At 54.6% G+C, this 19,987-nt stretch carries 13 protein-coding genes and 1 pseudogene; 11 read left to right on the top strand and 3 right to left on the bottom strand.

Annotation, left to right across the window (positions count from 1 at the left end):
* Positions 1–465 precede the first annotated feature (465 nt).
* Positions 466–3,228 (bottom strand): DEAD/DEAH box helicase, encoded by a 2,763-nt coding sequence (locus ACTVIM_RS16185; protein WP_445613208.1) that lies wholly within the window; start codon positions 3,226–3,228, stop codon positions 466–468.
* Positions 3,225–4,868: an SWIM zinc finger family protein gene (locus ACTVIM_RS16180; RefSeq protein WP_445613207.1), complete on the bottom strand. Its 1,644-nt coding sequence runs from the start codon at positions 4,866–4,868 to the stop codon at positions 3,225–3,227. Before ACTVIM_RS16180 ends, ACTVIM_RS16185 begins: the two co-directional genes overlap by 4 nt.
* 368 nt (positions 4,869–5,236) lie before the next feature.
* Here ACTVIM_RS16180 and ACTVIM_RS16175 point away from each other — a divergent pair, with 368 nt between their 5' ends.
* Entirely contained in the window at positions 5,237–5,764 is a 528-nt protein-coding gene (locus ACTVIM_RS16175; protein ID WP_445613206.1) for a hypothetical protein, read from the top strand.
* A gap of 105 nt (positions 5,765–5,869) precedes the next feature.
* Here ACTVIM_RS16175 and ACTVIM_RS16170 read toward each other — a convergent pair whose 3' ends face one another.
* Positions 5,870–6,586: a plasmid pRiA4b ORF-3 family protein gene (locus tag ACTVIM_RS16170; RefSeq protein ID WP_445613205.1), complete on the bottom strand. Its 717-nt coding sequence runs from the start codon at positions 6,584–6,586 to the stop codon at positions 5,870–5,872.
* Between the two features lie 563 nt (positions 6,587–7,149).
* Here ACTVIM_RS16170 and ACTVIM_RS16165 point away from each other — a divergent pair.
* The 10 genes and pseudogenes from ACTVIM_RS16165 (at position 7,150) to ACTVIM_RS16120 (ending at position 19,898) form a co-directional block, all read left to right on the top strand.
* The gene (locus ACTVIM_RS16165; RefSeq protein ID WP_445613204.1) at positions 7,150–8,445 is read left to right on the top strand and encodes a YecA family protein; all 1,296 of its coding nucleotides are present in this window, start codon (positions 7,150–7,152) and stop codon (positions 8,443–8,445) included.
* Positions 8,446–8,836: 391 nt separating this feature from the next.
* Positions 8,837–10,180 (top strand): N-acetylmuramoyl-L-alanine amidase, encoded by a 1,344-nt coding sequence (locus ACTVIM_RS16160; protein WP_445613203.1) that lies wholly within the window; start codon positions 8,837–8,839, stop codon positions 10,178–10,180.
* Positions 10,181–10,744: 564 nt separating this feature from the next.
* Positions 10,745–12,055 carry a branched-chain amino acid transport system II carrier protein gene (gene brnQ, locus ACTVIM_RS16155; RefSeq protein WP_445613202.1) on the top strand — a complete coding sequence of 437 codons (1,311 nt, stop codon included), beginning with the start codon at positions 10,745–10,747 and terminating at the stop codon, positions 12,053–12,055.
* 139 nt (positions 12,056–12,194) lie between these two features.
* On the top strand, positions 12,195–13,550 hold the full coding sequence (locus ACTVIM_RS16150; protein WP_445613201.1) for a UDP-glucose dehydrogenase family protein: 1,356 nt from the start codon (positions 12,195–12,197) through the stop codon (positions 13,548–13,550).
* Between the two features lie 509 nt (positions 13,551–14,059).
* Complete coding sequence (locus ACTVIM_RS16145; protein ID WP_445613200.1) at positions 14,060–15,367, top strand: ArsR family transcriptional regulator; 1,308 nt, start codon at positions 14,060–14,062, stop codon at positions 15,365–15,367.
* Between the two features lie 255 nt (positions 15,368–15,622).
* Complete coding sequence (locus ACTVIM_RS16140; protein ID WP_445613199.1) at positions 15,623–16,852, top strand: hydantoinase/carbamoylase family amidase; 1,230 nt, start codon at positions 15,623–15,625, stop codon at positions 16,850–16,852.
* Positions 16,853–17,000: 148 nt separating this feature from the next.
* On the top strand, positions 17,001–18,185 hold the full coding sequence (locus ACTVIM_RS16135; RefSeq protein ID WP_445613198.1) for a M20 family metallopeptidase: 1,185 nt from the start codon (positions 17,001–17,003) through the stop codon (positions 18,183–18,185).
* Positions 18,186–18,228: 43 nt separating this feature from the next.
* On the top strand, positions 18,229–18,429 hold the full coding sequence (locus ACTVIM_RS16130; protein ID WP_033021764.1) for a DUF3311 domain-containing protein: 201 nt from the start codon (positions 18,229–18,231) through the stop codon (positions 18,427–18,429).
* Positions 18,426–18,995: pseudogene (locus ACTVIM_RS16125) on the top strand (sodium:solute symporter family protein); the annotation flags it as partial. The gene ACTVIM_RS16130 and the pseudogene ACTVIM_RS16125, both read left to right, overlap by 4 nt.
* A gap of 450 nt (positions 18,996–19,445) precedes the next feature.
* Positions 19,446–19,898, top strand: a complete 453-nt coding sequence (locus ACTVIM_RS16120) for a VanZ family protein (RefSeq protein WP_445614376.1) — start codon at positions 19,446–19,448, stop codon at positions 19,896–19,898.
* The last annotated feature ends 89 nt before the right edge of the window (positions 19,899–19,987 follow it).

The raw sequence follows: 19,987 nt of genomic DNA, 5'->3' as shown, positions 1-19,987 counted from the left end.
CTCCCACGCTGTTTCTTGGAAAAGGCGCGCACCTTGATCAGTCATTTTCATCCCTAAGGGTAAACGATTGACCATGGATTTTGTCCGTGAAAAATCCCACGCCGGCAAGCGGTGATTTTCATCTCTGGGTAGAGGGCAGCAGACCGCGCTGCCCATGGAACGTTTCCGTGAAACTGCCGCACGGGCGCGAGATTTTCATCCCCGGGTGGAGGGCAAAACGTTGCCCATGGCACTTTTCTATGAAAATCCGAAGCTGACAAGCCATGGTTTTCATGCTTGGGTGAAGAGCAACCCATTGCCTATGGAATGGAATCGAGGCGGCGCTCATCGCCCGCGTGATGTCCCTTTACGGCTGCTTTTGCCGCTTTTCCCGCTCTTTCACTTTTTCTTCCATCCGCTTCAGCAATTTCTCCCACGGGTTTTCCACTGTTTTTTTCTTGCGCTTTGGCTTTTCTTCCGTCATGATCAGGCGCCTCCTTTCGCTGCGGCGGATAAGGCGAGCAAGTCGCGCAGTTCATCGTCGGACAGCTCGGTGATCCACGCTTCGCCTTCGGTGATCACATCAGCGAGCGCTTGTTTTTGTTCGAGCATCTCGTCAATTTTTTCTTCAATCGTCCCGGTCGTGATCAGCTTATGAACGTGGACGAATTTCGTCTGCCCGATGCGGTAGGCGCGGTCGGTCGCTTGGTTTTCGACGGCCGGGTTCCACCAGCGGTCGAAATGGATGACGTGGTTGGCGGCGGTCAAGTTGAGCCCGGTGCCGCCCGCCTTGAGCGACAGGAGGAAAATCGACGCGTGTTGAGCTTGAAACTCCTCCACCATTCGGTCGCGCGTTGGTTTCGGGACGCCGCCGTGCAAAAACAGCACCCGCTCATCCAACAGATCGGACAGCAGCTCTTGAATCATTTCCCCCATCCGGACATATTGGGTGAAAATCAGGCAAGATTCGTTGTTCGCCCGAATTTGCTCGACGAGTTCAACGAGTTTTTCCAGCTTGTGCGACCGTTCGACCAGTTGGCGCGGTTGGCGTTCTTTTAAATAGAGCGCTGGGTGGTCACAAATTTGCTTGACGCCGTTTACCATCTGCAAAATCAACCCGCGCCGCGCAAACGGGCTCGCCGCTTTCGCCCGTTCGAGCGTGTCGTTGACGAGCTGCTCGTACAAAGCCGCCTGCTCCGCAGTGAGCGGACAGTATTCTTTTTGCTCGATTTTGTCCGGCAAATTGAGGGCGACCGCTTCATCGGTTTTCGTCCGCCGCAACAGAAACGGACGGATGAGCGCTTGGAGCGCCGCTTTTTTATGGGCATCCCCCTCTTTTTCAATCGGACCGGCAAACCGGCGTTCGAATTCGGCGGCGCTGCCGAGGTAGCCCGGATTTAAGAAGTGGAAAATGCTCCAAAGCTCGCTCAAACGGTTTTCCACCGGCGTGCCGGATAGGGCGATTTTATGGTTGCCGTTCAAGCGACGGATGGCGCGCGCCTGCTTCGTCTGGGCGTTTTTGATGTTTTGCGCTTCATCAAGGCAAATGGCATGCCAATGGATCTGTTTTATATCGTCATGATCCAAATGGGCAAGGGGGTAGGACGTAATGACGAGATCAGCCTCCCTTGCCGTCTGCAAAAAGGCATCGTTTCTCGCCCGGTTCGGCCCATGATGCACGTAGACGCGCAAAGTGGGGACGAAGCGGGCGCATTCCTTCTGCCAGTTGCCGATGACACTTGTCGGGCAAATGAGAAGCGCTGGCGCGTTCGGGCGCTCGGTGTCGTTGACGTAAGCCAAATAGGCGAGCAGCTGCACCGTTTTGCCGAGCCCCATGTCATCGGCCAAGCAGGCGCCGAAGCCAAATCGCCGCAAAAAGACGAGCCAGTCGACGCCGCGCTGCTGGTACGGACGGAGCACGCCGCGAAACGATGGCGGCACGTTCGCGCGAGGGAGCTCATCGATCGTTTGCAGCTGGCGGATCAGCGCCCGGAATTGGTCATGAACGTCGATCTCGATGGGGATCTCTTCATCCATTGCCTCCTCGCGTTCGTTGGCTTCCGCCAATAACGTTTGCGCGACGACGTCATGAATCGGCACCCCTTCTTTTTTCGCCTTCTCCATGAGCGCTTGGGCGCGACGGACTAAGGCGGGATCGAGAATGAGCCATTGGCCGCGCAGACGGATGAGGCGCCGTTGTTGTTCGGCCAGCGCGGCAAACTCTTCTTCCGTCCATTCGATGCCGTTGGTGGCCACTCGCCAGTCAAACTCGGAGAGCCGTTCGAGTCCAAAGAGCGATTCCGTGCGGACGGAAGGGGACAGCTTCGCTTTAATCGACAGCTGCGCCTGGCGGATGTCATGCCACCAGTCAGGGAGCAGCAGCCTCACGCCCGCTTCCGTCAGCTTTACGCTTTCTTCCGATAAAAAGCGCCACGCTTGGTCATCGGACAATTCACGAAGCAAAGACTCGTTTTCATCGCCAAGCCACGGCACGATCGCCCGAATGCGGTGAATGGCCCGGGCGACCGATGATTCATATGGACGCCAAGCGCGCGGCAGACGATCAAGGGGAGCGATGACGCTGTCATCGAGGGCGAGGGCTACCGGCTCGAGCGTCCATAATTCCCCGTCCTTCTCAGGTTCGGTAAGGCGCAGGCCGACGGTAAACGGCGGTCGGTCGCCGAGCCAGCCGATTTGTTCGAGCCAGTCCTCCTCTGTTCCGGTCCATTGGTCGCTCTGAGCGGCGATCAATGGATACGCCCGAACGATTTCGCCCCAGAGGCGGCGGAGTTCCGGGTCGCGGGAGAGCCAGTCGGCGATCGCCAGCGACCGCCATGTGGCGACGAACGGATCGGGGTCATCGTCCGCGCCGCGCCAACGGGTGCGTCCCGCCTCGTTCCATGCGCCGCCTGTGTTTTTCCATAAGGAAGCATCAGGAAGGAAGCGGCGCTCGCGCACATCGTTCCAGATGTGCTTCGCCCACGCTTCCAAGCGGGCGGTGAATTCGTCTGCCCATTCAACGGCTGAAAAGCGTGAATGCGGACGCAACGCGAACCAAGTGAGCGCTTGCCAAGGCGATAACCGCACGATGTCGTTTTCGATTTCGATCATCGTGCCGTAAAACGTTTCTTCATGCCAGGCCAATAACGGTGAAACCCATGAAAAGGGATGGGTGGAACCGGAGAGCTCGAAGCATCGAAGCTCTTCATTCCACCGGCAGGAAATTTGAATCGTCTCCAATGCTTTCATGGAAGCAATTTTCCTTTCTTCAATTCTTCCTGAAACGCGCGCAGGCGCGCCGTCTGGGCGAGCAGTTGCTCCAGATAGGCCTCCCATTGATCGAGCCGCTTGGTGGAGCGGTACTGAGCGCGCAACGTTTTCAAATAACGGACAGCCTTTTGGTAGCTCGAGCGGTTTTTCTCGTTGAGCAGCTTCACCACTGTGCGATGATATAACGGCATGACGAGCTCTGTCCCGCGCGCTTGCAATGTTTTGAGCATCGGCGGAGGCAGCTCATCGGCGGTGATGTTCGCCCATAAGAATAGATCCACCAGTTCCTGATCGCGTCTTTGTTTATACAAAAAATGAGTGTACTCGTTGACGCTGTATGGGAGGCTGCGCTGCAAAAACTCTTCCCATGCGCCCGGGCGGTTTCGGTGGCGGGCGTACATTTCGAACCAGTGCGCGGTTTCCTCTAAAAAACTGCTTCGGACGAAAGCCGGGATATGCGAAAGGTAAAGCGGCCAGTCGTGCTTTATTTTTTCCCAGACGGCTTCAAACCGCTTTAGGAGGCCGTTTTGGATGAATCGTCCGAACCATTCCGCCAAAAACACGCCTGCCTGATCGGGGAACGCGCGGTAAAGCGCGATCGCTTCGTCGTCTTCGCCAAGCAGGAAGGAAAGATGAGCAGCCGCCATGGCGGCGCGGATGTTGTCTTGGCTTTTGGCGAGCTGAAGGAGTTCGGCCCGTTCTTCTTGGCGCCAGGCCGGCTTGGTAAACAGCGTTTCCCAGGCGGTGGTGTAAAGGTCATAACCGAACGACGCCAGCTCCCCTTCCCAAAACAGTCCATCGCGAACGTATAAAATCGTCTGTTCAACCAAGGCGTTGAGCGATCGCGGCGGCGACTGGGTGGAGAATGCTTCCAAGGCGGCCAAGGCGCGGCCAGCGACATAGTTGACGTCCTGATGCCACGAAAATTGCCGGTAAGAACCGAATCCGCCGTCGCTCCACCCTTGCTCCTCTCCGTACTCGCGAAGTTTTTCCAGCAAAAACAGAGCGGCGTGCAGCTCCCGCAACGGACGGGCGCCGGCTTGCCTTCCGTTGTTTTTGCCTAGCTTTGGGAGGAGCTGGAAAGCCAAGCGATACGGCCAGTTGGCTCCACTTTGCTGGCGCGCGAAAAAGTCTTCGTACTGTCGCTCAAATTGGTCCCACCAGTCTTCAACGGTTTCATGGGCAACGACCGGAAGGCTTGCCGTTTTCCCTGTTCGTTTCACCGCCGGCGTGTTTGGTTCATGGGCGGCCGGTTCTTTCGGCGTGGCGCTGATTTGCCCTTTTTTCCAAAGGCGAAACAGTTCTCCGTTGTCAAAGACATTGCCGTAGACATAGAAAAATAACGCTAAAATATGCGGACATAACCCTTCCGTCGGACAAGGGCAGCGATGGCGGCGGGCGGCATTGGTCAAATCAAGCATAACTTCATGAGGGGTGATATCGGAAACGACCCCTTCCACTTCATGGCTGTTGACGATCATGACATTATAAACAAGGCCGCTTCTGGCTAGATCGCGCCCTTTTTGAATCAGATGATGGAAGATGGAAAATGGGAATTCCTTCATCAATTCGCTCGCCGCCTGTTGCAAGAGCGGTTTGGAAACGGTGGTTTGCAGCATGTCGGTTCGTCCTTTCCGTTCATTTCCCTATCACTCAATTATAGCATGTCGAGATAAAGAGTGCTATGCGATTCACGGTGGAAGCAACTGGCGTTTTGATGGGGGGCTACGAGGGTTGGTGATTGAATCCTAGATACGACTTTACCATCTCATTTCTCGACTAGAGAAACCTTGTTGCATCGGTCCTGCTTTTCGCGCGTTCTCCCATTGATGAAGGGCAACAACGGTTTTTCACCGGCCTTCTAGCGAGCCGGTCGATTTCATCGTGGGAAGACGTAGGAGAAAGGGATTGGAAACAATTCCTCGTTGAGCAAATTCCAACAAGATGGAGTTCGCTTCCGAAGCAAACTGTGAGTCAAGCGCTTGATATGCTTCCTGAGTTGGCCGGCTGGCTCGACAGCCGTTATGGAACGAAACACCAAAAGGCTGTTTGTGCCATTTTGGAAGAGGTTAGAAGCGAATTAGAGCATTGTTTCGCGTTGTTGGATGAATGGGGAACGGAGAGAAAAGAAGAGAAGGAAAAACGGTTGGTTTGGCAACTCGTCGGGTTGTTTGGTTTCCCCACTCCTTCTTCCGCTCATTTTTCTATGTACTATGTTAAGGGTATAGAACAAGGGAAAGCGGTGGTTGATTGGATCGGCCATAATCGTACGGTGACATGGGATGTTCCGGAACGGGCACAGCCGCATCTTTTGCCCGGGATGTATATCATAGCCACGGCAGGTTGCCATGATGAGATGGGAGATCCAGTTCTCGTTTACCCGCCGGCTTTCTCTCCGTACTTGGAACCGTGGCTTCAAAAGTTGAAAGAGTGGTTGGACAGGGTGAAAAAAGAAGTGCCCGCGTCTCAAGAGCGTGTGCGCGCATCGGTGGATCGTTTAAGCCGCCGGCTGTAGGCATTCCCGGTCAATGCGAAAGCGACCCCTGTCTCGTAAGCGGTCAAGGGTCGCTTTCGAGTGTTGCCGTCGTCTCTCATCCTACAGTTTCAGTCGCGTGGAGGATCAAAATTGGATGTAGGCGAGCCGTTTATTAGCCTCCTCGACGTCAAAGGCGTCCGGGTCAAAATCGTCGCCTTTCATATCAGACAGCCACTCGAGCTGTTCAAGCAGTTCCGGATCGGTAAGGGAGTCTTTGTTTGCTGCTGATTCGAGCAGCTCGAGATAACCATAGACGCCACCGCAATCCTCGGGAGGACACGCCCGTTTTCCTTTCAGGCAAGTGGCGCGTTCTAGCGGTTTGGAGAGCGTTTCAATCTTTTCGACGGTGATGTTGTGGCGCCAGTAATCACCAAAATCGTAAATGTACACAAATTTTTGTTTTTCTTCCGTCAACCATTGCTCAAGCGTGGTGCGGCGAGCGTCCTCGAGCGTTTTCGCGAACCCGTGCAAGCCCCAATCGTCGGGAATGCCGATGACGATCTCGCCGAATTGGAATTCATATAAATGTGCTTGCTCCCATCCCATCGCTTCTTGGATGACCAAATGAAGCTGGTCAAACGTGGCGTGCCCAGGCACAAGGACACGGCGCCAGATGGGCGGACGGAAGCCGCTTAATGAAATTTTCAGCTGGTAGGCGGTTTTGGAGCGGCGCGGTTTCTTCGGCGGTGAGCTTTGGCTTTTTGGCGCTTCCACCCAACGACCGCGCGGGCGGGCAGATTCCGTTGAACGGAGCTTCGTCATCAGTTCGTCAATCAAATCCATGAGTTTTTTTTCTTCCATGAATATCGATCTCCTTGTCGGCTTGTTTTTGTATACTTATAGTTTAAACTATTTTTTCAAAAATCAAAATCAGTAAGGCGATCGTGGTGTGAGTAAAAGAGTTGTGGGTAACGTTCAGGAAGTGACAAGGGTTGCGCGCCTTTGTTCGCAACCCTCGTCGGAGCCACTAAGCGAAGCGCGGTAGAAAAAAGCGGCTCTCTTGACTGACTCTAGAAGGTTGGTGAAAAACGGTTGTTTCTCTTGATCGATGGGGGAACGTGTGAAATGCGATACCGATGCGACAAGGCTTTTCTATTTGAGAAACAAGGTTGGTAAGCAGTCTGCTTCCTTAAATCCCCAGCCTTCTAGAAGGTTGGTGAAAAACCGCTGTTTGCCTTGATTGATGATGGAACGCGTGAAGAAGATGATGCAACCAGTTTTTCTATTGGAGAAACGATTCTGAGAAGCGGTTGCGTGAGTCAATCACCGCCCCCCTAGGAACAAGGACTTTTTTCTTTTTTTGTGCTAACTATGGTACAATATAGACAACGGTGAGGCCGAATTTAAAAAAAGTAGGTGACGATATGGCGGCAGTGTCGAGGAACGCCCTTTGCCCGTGCGGAAGCGGGAAAAAGTACAAGCGTTGCTGCGGAAAGGATGAAGTGGTGTCGATCGATTCGTTGATTGAGCGGGAGTTAGTCGAATGCATGCAAGATGTGCTGTTGTTTGCGTCAGAACGGTATGAGGATGAGATTGTCGAAGTGATTGCCGAACGCCCGTTGGAAGATCGACCGGAAGTGCTCGATTCGGCAGTGAGTTTATTTGTGACCAATTGGGTCATTTTCTGTCGTCCGGTCGATGAAAAAGGAACGACCATTTTTTCCGCTTATATGCGAGATCGGCGCTATGCCCGCTGGCGGCCGGCTGTACAGGCGCATGTGGCACGATGGGCAGGGACGGTGCCGTCATTTGATGAGATCATTCATTTCGATGAGGAACGGCGACAGTTGCTTGTCCGCGATCTGTTAAGCGGGAAAGAAAAGCGCGTCTACCTGTTGGCGGCGCAGGAATGGCCGGAAATGGAAGAAGGCGATGTGCTGCTCGGATGTCTTGTGCCGTACAACGAGGCGTTTACATATTTTTCCGCAGTGTTTCCGTTGTTGAAACAAAGCAAGGAGCGGCTCGTTCGGGCGCTGCAAGTTGAGCAGGAGCGAAGCGGGAAAACGGGAGAAGAGTTTTTGCGCCACTCTTTCCCGCTCGCGTTGGATGCGGCGATCAGCGAGTTTTTATGGCAGCTGCTCGATCAGATGGAGTGGGACGACCCGGATGAAGAGGCGGTCATTCTTGAGCTGAAACGGCACGAAGCGGATGCACCTGCGTTGCTTCTTAGCCAGGCGACGATGTTTTGGCACATGTATTGCGCGCGCGAAGCGGTCGATATCGAGAATCCTGCCGTATATGCGGCGGCGCTCCGCTTTTTTGCCGGACAGATGATCGAAGAAGATCGCATCAGCGAGGAAGAGGTCGCGAGACGGTATGGGGTGTCGGTCGAGGACATCGAATCGACTGCGATGGAGTTTCTTTTGTTCGGCCTTGAAACGCTCGATGAGGATGACGATGAGGATGAGGAATGGTCTGATGACATCTGGTGGGACGATGACGCCGATTGGCTCGATGTAGCCATCGACGAATGGCTGGACAAGATGGAACAATTGCTTCGCCGCGACGGTTGGGATGCGGATCAAGTGAACCGGCTGATCGACGAGGCGATCAACAAGTGGAAAAAGGACGGATTGCTTCAAGGGGTTGATGAAGAGGAGTTGCGTGAAGAACTCGAGCACTGCGTCTTTGAAATGTTTGCTGAGCGCGGGTTTTTCTAAGAGGCTGGTGATGGAATCGTGGATATGGCTTCCTAGAATCGCTTCTCAAATAGAAAAAACTTGCAACAATGCACACTTTTATTCATCAACCATAAGGAAATTACTGTTTTTCACCAGCCTTCTAAGGCGGTTGTGGGAGTCAATCACCGGCTTCATGGGGGATTCTGGAAGAACACCAAGAAAGTGTTCCCCGCTATATGACAGCGCTCGCGTTTTTTTGTTGACGGCTGTCGCACTGACGGGCATTGTGCGGAAATGGGGCGTCCGTTGTCGTTGGAACGCCTGTGCGGCCGCTTGTTCTGTCGAGCGGTTTTTCTCGCTGACAGACAGGAAATCCGCTTCGATGCACGAACCATATAGTAGAATGAGAGACAGCCGGGAGGGAAGGTAGATGAAGCGGGGAGGATGGCTCGCCGCATGGTTTTGTTTATGTTGGATTGCGGCTTTGGCTTGGCCGACAGGAGCGGAAGGGGAGAAGGAAAAAACAGAACGGTTTGTCGTTGTGACCGCGGATGAGGTCAACATTCGCCAAGGGCCGGGCGTGCCGTACCGCTCCGTGGCGATCGTTCACCGCGGTGAGACGTATGCATCGGTCGCGGAGGAAGGCGGTTGGATGAAAATCCGTTGGAAATCAGGACAAATCGGTTGGCTCGCAGCCACGTACGCCGCTCCCGTCGAACGAATGGAGAAAGTGACAGTGGACAAGCTTCGTCTTCGCCAACAACCGCGTTTTGACGGGCGCGTAATCGGCTATTTGTGGCAGGGAGACCAAGTGGCTGTCATTCAAGAAGAGGGTGAATGGAAAAAAGTGGTTAGTGACGATGCCGTTGGCTGGGTGGCGGCGTCGTATTTGACCGCTGTTGAAGCAGCGGGTGCGGCGCAAACGGGCGTTGTGACCGTAGATTCATTGAACGTGCGAACGGCGCCGGCATTGGAGGCGGAGCGGATCGGCCGGCTCGGTCAGGGAGATGGCGTCGAGATTGTCGCGGCGAAGCGAGGCTGGTATCAAATCAAAACGCGTTCGGGGCTGGAAGGTTGGGCAGCGGCGGAGTATATCAAAACGGATGGCGAGCAAGCGCCGGGCGCTGACAACGAAGACACCGCCTCCGCCATGGCTGTGGAGGCTCGCTTCGCTTCTTTGTCCAAACAGGCGCCGGGCTCGTATATGTATTCATGGACGCGCGCACCGATTCAAGTGCTTGCCGGAAAAACGATCGTCCTTGACGCCGGCCACGGTGGCAAGGACGGCGGGGCGCAGAGCGCGGATGGCATCATGGAAAAAGCGCTGACGATCAAAACGGTGGAGCGGCTCAAACAAAAACTGGAAAAACTCGGCGCCCGAGTCGTGTTGACGCGCACGGGGGATGATTACGTGCCGCTGTCGGCGCGCGTCGCCGCGGCCCGCCTGTATCAAGCCGATGCCTTTATCAGCTTGCATTACGACAGTGCAGAGGATCCGGCGGCCTCTGGCATCACTGTCTACTATTATGACCGATTTGCCGACTACGGTTTAGCGCAGTCGTTCCAAGGCCCGTTCTCGCAGCTTTCCGCGCTGCCGTTCCGGGGCGTTGCGTTTGGCGACTATTACGTGCTGCGGGAAAATGAACAGCCGTCCGTGCTGCTTGAGCTCGGCTATTTAAGCAACCGCTCGGATGCGGCGACAGCGGCGACCGACGGCTATCAGGAAGCGGTGACAACGGCGATTGCGGCTGCGGTAAAGCAGTATTTTGAATAAACAACGATGGACATCGAGATCGTGGGCTTGTAGAGTACGAGGTGCGGTATAAATGAAAGACATCGAGGCTTGGCGGTCTGTTCGTTGCTTGTGATCAATCGGCCGCCATCAAGCAAACGGAAACACGCTGCGCAACCGGGGATTCTCCCGGTTTTCTTTTGGCCGCAGATAGTTCTCTGGCTCATGGTGCACACTTGTTCCCGTTGGGGTCTCCTTGCACAACAAGAAGTCGAGAAAAGCAGTCTGTTTTCTTCAATCACCAACCTTCTAGGTGAAATGAGCGCCATCATTGGCTGATAGTGATGTTGGAAAAGGTTCATGGTCAGCTAGCGAAACATCCCCAGCTGGCGCGGGATGCCCACGAAAAGTGAAGTGGTTGACAAAATAGTTAAAAAAGTATAATGTTTTCATGGAAAAGCTCTTAGGCAGTGCGATCTGCCCTCCGCCTAGGGATGAAAATCAATGGTATAATGGATTTTTAAAGATGATAACCGTTTAAATCACTGAAATGATATATATCAGAATACTCAATTTATTTTCTCGAAAATGGAAATGAGGGAGATTATGAAGGCACGGGATGTGGTATTGACGGGATTGATGCTCTTTTCGCTCTTTTTCGGGGCTGGAAACTTAATTTTTCCCCCGTATTTAGGAATGGAAGCTGGGACGGCGGTGTGGCCGGCGATCGCCGGCTTCATCATCACGGGCGTGGGGCTGCCGCTGCTGTCGGTCGCGGCGGTGGCGCTCGCCCAGGATGGCATCCGTTCGCTCGGCCAAGGTGTCCATCCGCTGTTTCGTTTCTGTTTTTCGTTGGCCGTGTATTTGGCGATCGGCCCGTTTTTTGGTATTCCGCGGGCGGCGAGCGTCGCTTACGAAATCGGGGCGAAGCCGTTTTTCCCTGCGAGCGGATCGCTCGTGATGTGGCTGTTTACCGGCGTCTTTTTCGCTCTTGTCTACTGGCTCAGTTTAAACCCGTCCAAGTTGGTCGATCGGATCGGTCAATGGCTGACGCCGATGTTGCTGCTGTCGATTGCCGTGCTTTGCCTCGCCGGCTTGATCCGGTTGGATGACCCGCAGGCCGAGCCGGTGGAAAAATATGCTTCGGCTCCGTTGGCCAAAGGGATGCTCGAAGGGTATTTAACGATGGATACGATCGCGGCTCTTGCCTTTGGCATCGTCGTCATTCAAGCGCTTCGCGACCGTGGAATCGATCGGCCGGCGCTGCAGGCGAAAGCGACGATTCAATCGGGCGTGATCGCGGCGGCGGGGCTTGCGCTTGTGTATGCCGGCATTGCCGGCGTGGGCGCGAGAATGGCTGGGGCCGGTTCGTTTGCGAACGGGGCTGAGCTGCTTTCGCATGTGTCCTCGCTTCTGTTTGGTAGCGGCGGAAAGGTGCTGCTCGGGGTGATTGTCGCGCTGGCTTGCCTGACGACCGCGATTGGCTTGGTGGCCGCTTGTGCGCAATATTTTCACGAGCTGACCCCGGCTGTATCGTATCGGGCTTATGTCACCGCGCTGACCCTCTTTAGCTTTGTCATGTCCAATCTCGGGTTAAACGCGCTGATCGCTGTATCCGTTCCGGTGTTGACGATGTTGTATCCGTTGGCGATTGTGCTCGTCGTCCTGTCGTTTTTCCACCACTTTTTCCGCGGCTCGGCGAAAGTGTACGGTATGGCGCTGCTGTTTACCGGCGTGTTCAGTCTGTACGACGGGTTCAAGGCAATGGGGGTGGAAACGGCATGGCTTGAGCCGTTTCTGTCTTGGGCGCCGCTGTTTTCCGTTGGGCTTGGTTGGGTGGTGCCCGCGCTGATCGGTGCTGTGCTTGGTTTTCTCATCGATTGGCCGACCGTTGTGAACCGAAAACACGCCGCATAACCGGGGCTGCACTGCACCTCGGTTTTTTTGTTTGGAACATGTTGGCGGTCGGACGGAAATCGTGAAAATCGACAGGCGATTCGCTATAATGAGTACAAGCGACTACGGCCGCAAACGATCAATAAAGGTGTGGAAAACGATGAACATCGCGATCGCAGGAACAGGATATGTGGGGCTCGTGACCGCCGCCTGTTTGGCGGATAAAGGGCATAGCGTCACATGTGTGGACGTGAATGCGGAAAAAATCCGCTTGTTAAACGAAGGCGCCATCCCGATTTACGAGCCGGGACTGGAGCCGCTCATTGAGCGGAACCGCGCCCGCCTTCGCTTTACAACCGATGACAAGGAAGCGTATCGGGAGGCGGAAGTGATCATGATCGCCGTCGGCACGCCCCCATTGCCGGACGGATCGGTGCGGCTCGACGACGTCTGGGAGGTGTTGCGCCGCATTGCGTTGACGGCGGAGCGCGACTGCTTGGTCGCCATCAAATCAACCGTGCCGGTCGGCACCGGGGATGAAGCCGCCCGCTTTTTGGCCGAGCATGCACGCTATCGCGTGCGGTTTGACGTCGTTTCCAACCCGGAGTTTCTCTCACAAGGAACGGCGGTGCGCGATACGCTGCAGGCGCCGCGCATCGTATTGGGAGTGGATTCGGACCGCGCTGAACGGGTGATGAAGGAGCTGTACGCCCCGTTTGCGCTTCCGTATGTGGTCACTGACCGGAAAAGCGCGGAGATGATCAAATACGCCGCCAATGTGTTTTTAGCGTTGAAAATTTCTTATATCAACGAAATCGCGAACGTGTGCGAACTAACCGGCGCCAACATTGAGGCGGTGGCGGAAGGAATTGGCATGGATCCGCGCATCGGCCGCCGCTTTTTGCGCGCTGGCGTTGGCTACGGAGGCTCTTGCCTGCCGAAAGATACGAACGCCTTGTATGCCCTAGCTGCTTCCTACGGCTATTCGCTCAAAACGGTTTGGGCGGCGATCGATGTCAACGAAAAGCAAAAGTGGAAGCTGATCGATAAGGCGCGTTCGTATATCGGCGACTTTCGCAACCAAACGGTGGCGGTGCTCGGCGCGGCGTTCAAGCCCGGCACCGATGATGTGCGCGAGTCTCCCGCCTTGGCAAACATCGAATGGCTCATTGCCGAAGGGGCAAACGTGCGCGTCTGGGATCCGGCTGCCCTAGGGCATGTCTCCCGCCGGTTCGGCGATGCGGTCGTCTGTTGCCAGACGATCGAGGACGCCATCCGCAACGCGGACGTTTGCTTGATTTTCACCGAATGGCCGGCCGTCCTGCAGTTTGACCTTGGCCGCTACAAAGCGCTCATGAACACGCCGCTGGTGGTGGACGGACGCAATTGCTATGACGTCAAACAAGCAGCGGCCGCCGGCTTGATCTATGAGTCGATCGGACGGCCGCCGGTGGGTGGGGCACTAGGCGTTTCGTTGCACGCTCCGGTCACAACTCAAGGAGAAACAGAAGGATAAGAAAGGAAAAGTTGGCCCGCCCGTTCTCTCGCCATGATTTGTTCACAATAAGGATGGTCAAAGGCCATGTTCATCGAGAAAGGAGCGGGCGGCATGGCGGTGCTGTGAAAGGTCCGTGCGAACGCCTGCAGCCATAGCATAAGGTAGTCTAGAAGGCTGGTGAAAAACGGTTGTTTCTCTTGAGCAATGGGGGAACACTTGAAAGGCGATCCTGATGCGACAAGGTTTATCTATTTGAGAAACGGGCTTGATAAGCGACTTGTCCCCTTAAATCATCGGTCTCCTAGAAGGCCGATGAAAAACCACTGATTCCGTTCATCAATGGGGGAACGCGTGAAAATCAGGACCGATGCAACAATGTTTTTCTAATTGAGAAATGACATGGTAAAGCCGTATAAATGGTTAAATCACCAGCCTCCAGACTCTCCTTGGGACCGGCAAGAAATATCAAGGAACAAGCGAATCAGGCGCGGCGTTGTTCGCCCTCGAGAAGGGAGCAGAGGAGGGAGGTGTGTGCCATTCGCCTTCGATTAGGGATATTCGGGGCAGACGATTCATTGCCGATCATTCAAGCAGTGGTAGAGGCGTATAAGGAATTCGTTTGTCTTCCCGTTGTTTATTGGGATGAAAGCGAAATTCTCGATTTAATTCGACCGCTTGCTTCAGAAGCGGATATGTGGTTGTTTTCCGGACAAGTGCCGTATTCGATCGTCAAGCAGTCCGGAGAGATCGAGGCGCCGCTGTTTTATGTGCCGCATATTGGTGCCAGTTTGTACCGGACACTGCTACAGGTGCACTATACGAAACGGATTCCGGTCAGCCGGCTTAGTTTTGACACGTACCAACGCCGCGAAATCGAACGGCTGCTGGAAGAAGCGGGCATCGAGGAATCGATTCCATACGTCAAGCATTACGAGGGAGGAATTTCGGCTCAGGAACTGTCCGACTATCATTACCTCCTTTGGAAACAAGGGAAAACGGAAGCGGCGGTCACCTGTTTGCGGACCGCTCATCTCGAACTGGAGAAACTCGGGATGCCGGTGTACCGTGTATTGCCCGCCCGCTCAGCGGTGGAAGCGGTCATCCAAACCATCATTCGCACGGGACAGATGCTGCAGGCGCAAGATGCGCAAATCGCTGTGCAAATGATTGAAGTCGATGCGATGCAGGCCGTCTCCCCCGAGACCTTTTCGACGGATGACATGTATCGTCTAGAGATGAAAACAACGGAAAAATTGTTGCGGTATGCAAGAAAAGTGCAAGGATCACTGAAGAGCGCAGGGCCAGGCCGCTACGTCATTTTTACAACGAGAGGCGCATTGAAAGAGATGACCGCTGGCTATAAAACGATTCCACCGGCCGAAGAGATGGCCCATCTTTATGAGGAGATTGCAGCGTGTGGCATCGGCATCGGGCGAACAGCGTACGAGGCGGAAATTCAGGCGGGAAAAGCGTTTTTGCATGCGAAACAGCACGGAAGGGGCGCCTGGATGGCGGCTTTTGATGATGGGACGATCGCCGGTCCGTTGGGGGCAAGAGAACAAATCCGCTATTCGCTCGGCGGCGAGGAGCTGCGGGAGCTGGCAGAACGCACAAGGTTAAGCGTCGCAACGATCGGCAAACTGCAAGCGGTTTTGCGCAAGCGCGGCAACAATGAAATTGAAGCCCATGAGCTGGCGGCGTATATGCAAATTTTGCCGCGCAGTGCTCGTCGGATTTTAAAAGAACTGGAAGCTGCTGGTCTCGCGGAAGCCATTGGGGAGACGAACCCCTATCCCCGCGGTCGGCCGCGGAAAGTGTATCGCCTTTTTTTATAAAGTGAATCGGCTTCGGTCGTTTGTCGAAGCCGATTTTTAGTTGAAAAAAAACCATGTGTAAACGAAAAACAAAGGCGGGGAGCATCGCCTTGGAGAAACAGGAAAACCCCTGCTTGGCTAGGTAAAACGAGAACGTTTGGTAGAATAATATTCAAACTATTCGGTGATTTACTATTTAAAAATTTAGCATAATTTGTTATCATTAAGGACATAACCGAAATTCATCCGTAAATCGCCGGAAAGAGGGGAAGTGGGTTGGTCCAAGGGGAACGTCTTTGGCGACGGCTGATGGAGTTGGGGGAGATAGGGAAACAGCCGAGTGGCGGGGTGACGCGGCTCTCGTTCACGGCTGAGGAACGGCGGGCGAAAGACTTGGTCGTTTCTTACATGCGTGAAGCAGGGCTGGCTGTGCATGAAGATGCGGCAGGCAACGTAATCGGACGGAAAGAAGGGACGAATCGAGAAGCCTCTGTTGTTCTCATCGGATCGCATTTGGATTCGGTTTACAACGGTGGGCGCTTTGACGGTCCGCTTGGAGTGCTTTCGGGCATCGAAGTCGTTCAAGCGATGAACGAGCAAGGAGTGAAGACACATCACCCGATCGAAGTCGTAGCGTTTACGGACGAGGAAGGAGCGCGCTTTCGTTTCGGTATGATCGGCAGCCGTGCCATGGCTGGGACGCTGCCGCCGGAAGCGCTCGACTACCGCGATGCGAACGGAATTTCTGTTGCCGAAGCGATGAGGCGGGCGGGGGGTGACCCGAACCGCTTGCACGAGGCGGCGCGAAAACGTGGAACGGTGAAAGCCTATGTTGAATTGCACATCGAACAAGGGCGGGTGCTTGAGGAAGCAGGGCTTCCTGTTGGCATCGTCACCGGCATCGCTGGGCTGATTTGGGTGAAATTTACGATCGAAGGAAAGGCGGAACACGCCGGAGCGACGCCGATGTCATTGCGCCGTGATCCGTTGGTGGCAGCTGCCCACATCATGGCCGTGATAGAAGAGGAGGCGCGTCGGACCGGGACAACGGTCGGAACGGTCGGACAGCTTCATGTGTTTCCAGGCGGCATTAATATCATTCCCGAACGAGTCGAATTTGTGCTAGATTTGCGTGATTTGAACGCAGAGGTGCGCGACCGAGTCTGGAACATGATCGCTACGCAGGCAGAGAAGATCGCCGCTAGTCGGAACGTTCGTCTCATGATGGAGCGGCTGCAAGACATGCCGCCGGTGCTATGTTCTGAGGTGGTAAAACAGGCCGCGGAAAGGGCGTGCAAGCAACTTGGGTATCCGCCGTTTTGGCTGCCGAGCGGTGCGGCCCACGATGGGGTGCAGCTGGCTCCTCTTTGTCCGATCGGAATGATCTTTGTCCGCTCCCAAGACGGGGTGAGCCATAACCCGGCGGAATGGAGCACGAAAGAGGATTGTGCAGCGGGAGCGGCGGTCCTTTATCATACCGTATGGCAGCTGGCGCAAGCGGAGTAACGAAAAAGACGAACAATGGTTGTGGCAAATGTTGAAAAAAATTCACGCGACCTGTCTGATTGAGGATCATGGGGCATTTCCAGAGCCGAATTCGTCTTTGATCGACGCCTGACCAAAGGGAAGAACAAAGAACAGGAGGAGAACTCAGATGACAAGGGAAGAAATCAAACGACTCGTTGATGAAGTGAAAGCGGACGTCATCGCCTGGCGCCGCCATCTGCACGCCCATCCTGAATTGTCATTCCAAGAGGAGAAAACGGCGCAGTTTGTTTTCGAGACGCTGCAATCGTTCGGCCACCTTGAGCTTTCACGGCCGACGAAAACGAGCGTGATGGCACGGCTTGTCGGCAAGCAGCCGGGGCGGGTCGTCGCCATTCGCGCCGATATGGACGCGCTGCCGATTCAAGAGGAAAACACGTTTGAATTTGCGTCAAAACATCCCGGCGTCATGCATGCGTGCGGCCATGACGGCCATACGGCGATGCTGCTTGGAACGGCGAAAATTTTTTCCCAGCTGCGCGATGCCATCCGCGGCGAGATTCGCTTTTTGTTCCAACATGCGGAAGAACTGTTCCCGGGCGGGGCGGAAGAGATGGTGCAAGCGGGCGTCATGGACGGGGTCGATGTCGTCATCGGCACGCATCTTTGGTCGCCGCTGGAGCGCGGAAAAGTCGGCATTGTGTACGGGCCGATGATGGCGGCACCGGACCGCTTTTTCATTCGCATTATCGGCAAAGGCGGCCACGGGGCCATGCCGCATCAAACGATCGATGCCATCGCCATCGGGGCGCAAGTCGTGACGAACTTGCAGCACATCGTCTCGCGCTACGTCGACCCAATCGAGCCGCTCGTTGTGTCCGTGACGCAATTTGTCGCCGGCACGGCGCACAACGTCCTGCCCGGAGAGGTCGAAATCCAAGGGACGGTGCGCACGTTTGACGACACGTTGCGGCGCACGGTGCCGCAATGGATGGAGCGCATTGTCAAAGGCATTACCGAAGCGCACGGCGCCTCGTACGAGTTCCAATTTGACTACGGCTATCGCCCGGTGATCAACCATGACGAAGTGACCCGCGTCATTGAGGAAACAGCGCGCGAACTGTTGGGTGACGAAGCCGTCGCCCGCTTGAAACCGAACATGGGCGGCGAAGATTTCTCCGCCTTCTTGCAAAAAGCGCCGGGCAGCTTCTTTTACGTCGGCGCCCGAAACGAGGAAAAGGGGATCGTGTACCCGCATCACCACCCGCGCTTTACGATCGACGAAGACGCGCTCGAGATCGGCGTGCAGCTGTTTGTCGGCGCAACGTTGAAATTGTTGGCGGAAGCGGAATAACTGGTTCCGCTTCTGTTTATCAAATCAAGGAAGGGGAGAGAAGATGAAGTCCATCCGTTGGTTGATGGTGCTGCCGTTTGTTGGCATGCTTGGCGGCATCCCATTTGTGAACAAGGTCGAACCTTACGTGTTCGGAATGCCGTTACTTCTCTTTTGGTTAGTTGCCTGGGTGATCGCTACGTCGGTCATTATGGCGATTGTGTATCGCTTTGATCCCGCGGTGAAGGAGGATGAGCAAACATGAATGCAGCATTAGTCATTATTTTTGCGTTCTTGTTGCTTTCCCTTTATTTAGGTCTACAGGCGCGCAAAGGGAAAGATATGAATTTGGAACAATGGACCGTCGGCGGCCGCGGGTTTGGTACGATGTTTGTGTTTCTCTTGATGGCCGGCGAGATTTACACAACGTTTACCTTCCTTGGTGGGAGCGGTTGGGCCTACGGCAAGGGCGGTCCGACGTTCTACATCATCGCTTACGGCTGCCTAGCCTATGTACTATCGTATTGGATGCTTCCGAACGTATGGAAGTATGCGAAAGAACATCGATTGATGTCCCAATCCGATTTCTTCGCTCGTAAGTATGATAGCCCGATGCTCGGCGTTCTCGTGGCGCTTGTGGGGGTTGTGGCGCTCATTCCGTACTTGGTGCTGCAATTGAAAGGACTCGGTATTATCGTGTCCCAAGCTTCTTACGGCACGATTTCCCCGACTGCTGCGATCTGGATCGGTGTGCTGGCCTTAAACGTTGGCATTGTCGCGTTGATCATTAATATGGTTGTTACCGTTGTTGTTAGTTGGATTCCATTTCATACGGTGAGTACGAACGAAAGAAAACAAATGATGTAAAGCGTTATCGCTTGAATAGGGATGATATGCGTAAGAGACGAAGGAAGGCCTCGGATTCCATTGCCTTCCTTTTGGTTTGAATATGAGCAAGAGCAACTGCTTCCTAAAGTTTGGACTGAACAGAGAAGTTTTTCTGAATGGAGGCGAGTCTTTCCCCAAATCGAAAAGGCTAGTGAACCATCCTCGTTTGTCCAACAGTTTTGCAGGGGAAAAAACGAAGGTTTACAAGTTTTCTTTATGTTTCCTGCACATCACCAATCCGCTTTGAAATCAACTGTCGTTTTCCCCGGCTTTGAAAAAAGAAAATGGAAAACTATCGCCATCCTTGTTATGATGGTAAAGGATTTCACGGACAAGGCGCCTGCTTTCGTTGGTTCGCTTTGTCGGCAACAAGGTGGTTGGCAGGTGAAAACAATGAGAGATTTTCTCTCCCGCTGGCTCCCCGTCATGCTTTGGTGTCTCGTCATTTACACGTTTAGCGAGTCTTCGTGGTTCACCGGAGCGAATACCGCTCACGTCTTGCAAGTGATTCTCGCGTATTGGCCGTTTGGCGGCGGGGAGGAGGAAGGTCCTTCGTTCTTGAACTTCCTCATTCGCAAAGCGGCGCATTTGACCGAATTCGGCATTTTGGCTGTGTTGGTCTGGCGGGCGCTGTTCCCGAGGCGGGCGTCGTATATCGGCGCTTGGCTGTTTGCGACCGCTTATGCCGCGACCGATGAATGGCATCAATCGTTTGAGCCGGGGCGGACGGCGACGCCGAAAGATGTGGCGATCGACTCGTGCGGGGCGCTGATCGCTTTAGTCATCGTGTTTTTTTGTCGCCGTTGGCGGAAAGCGGGGCATCGTTCGCTCGAGCGCGGCGTATGATATGGCTGTAGACTCTCCCAACGTATAGGCCGGGGCGAAAAGGGGAAGAATGGCAAATAACTAGTTTCAAAGAAAAGGGAGAGATGGCC

This window comes from Geobacillus sp. YF-1 (genome assembly GCF_052692335.1).
Note: the sequence above shows the minus strand (reverse complement) of the source record. Positions and strands in the feature narration are given on the sequence as shown.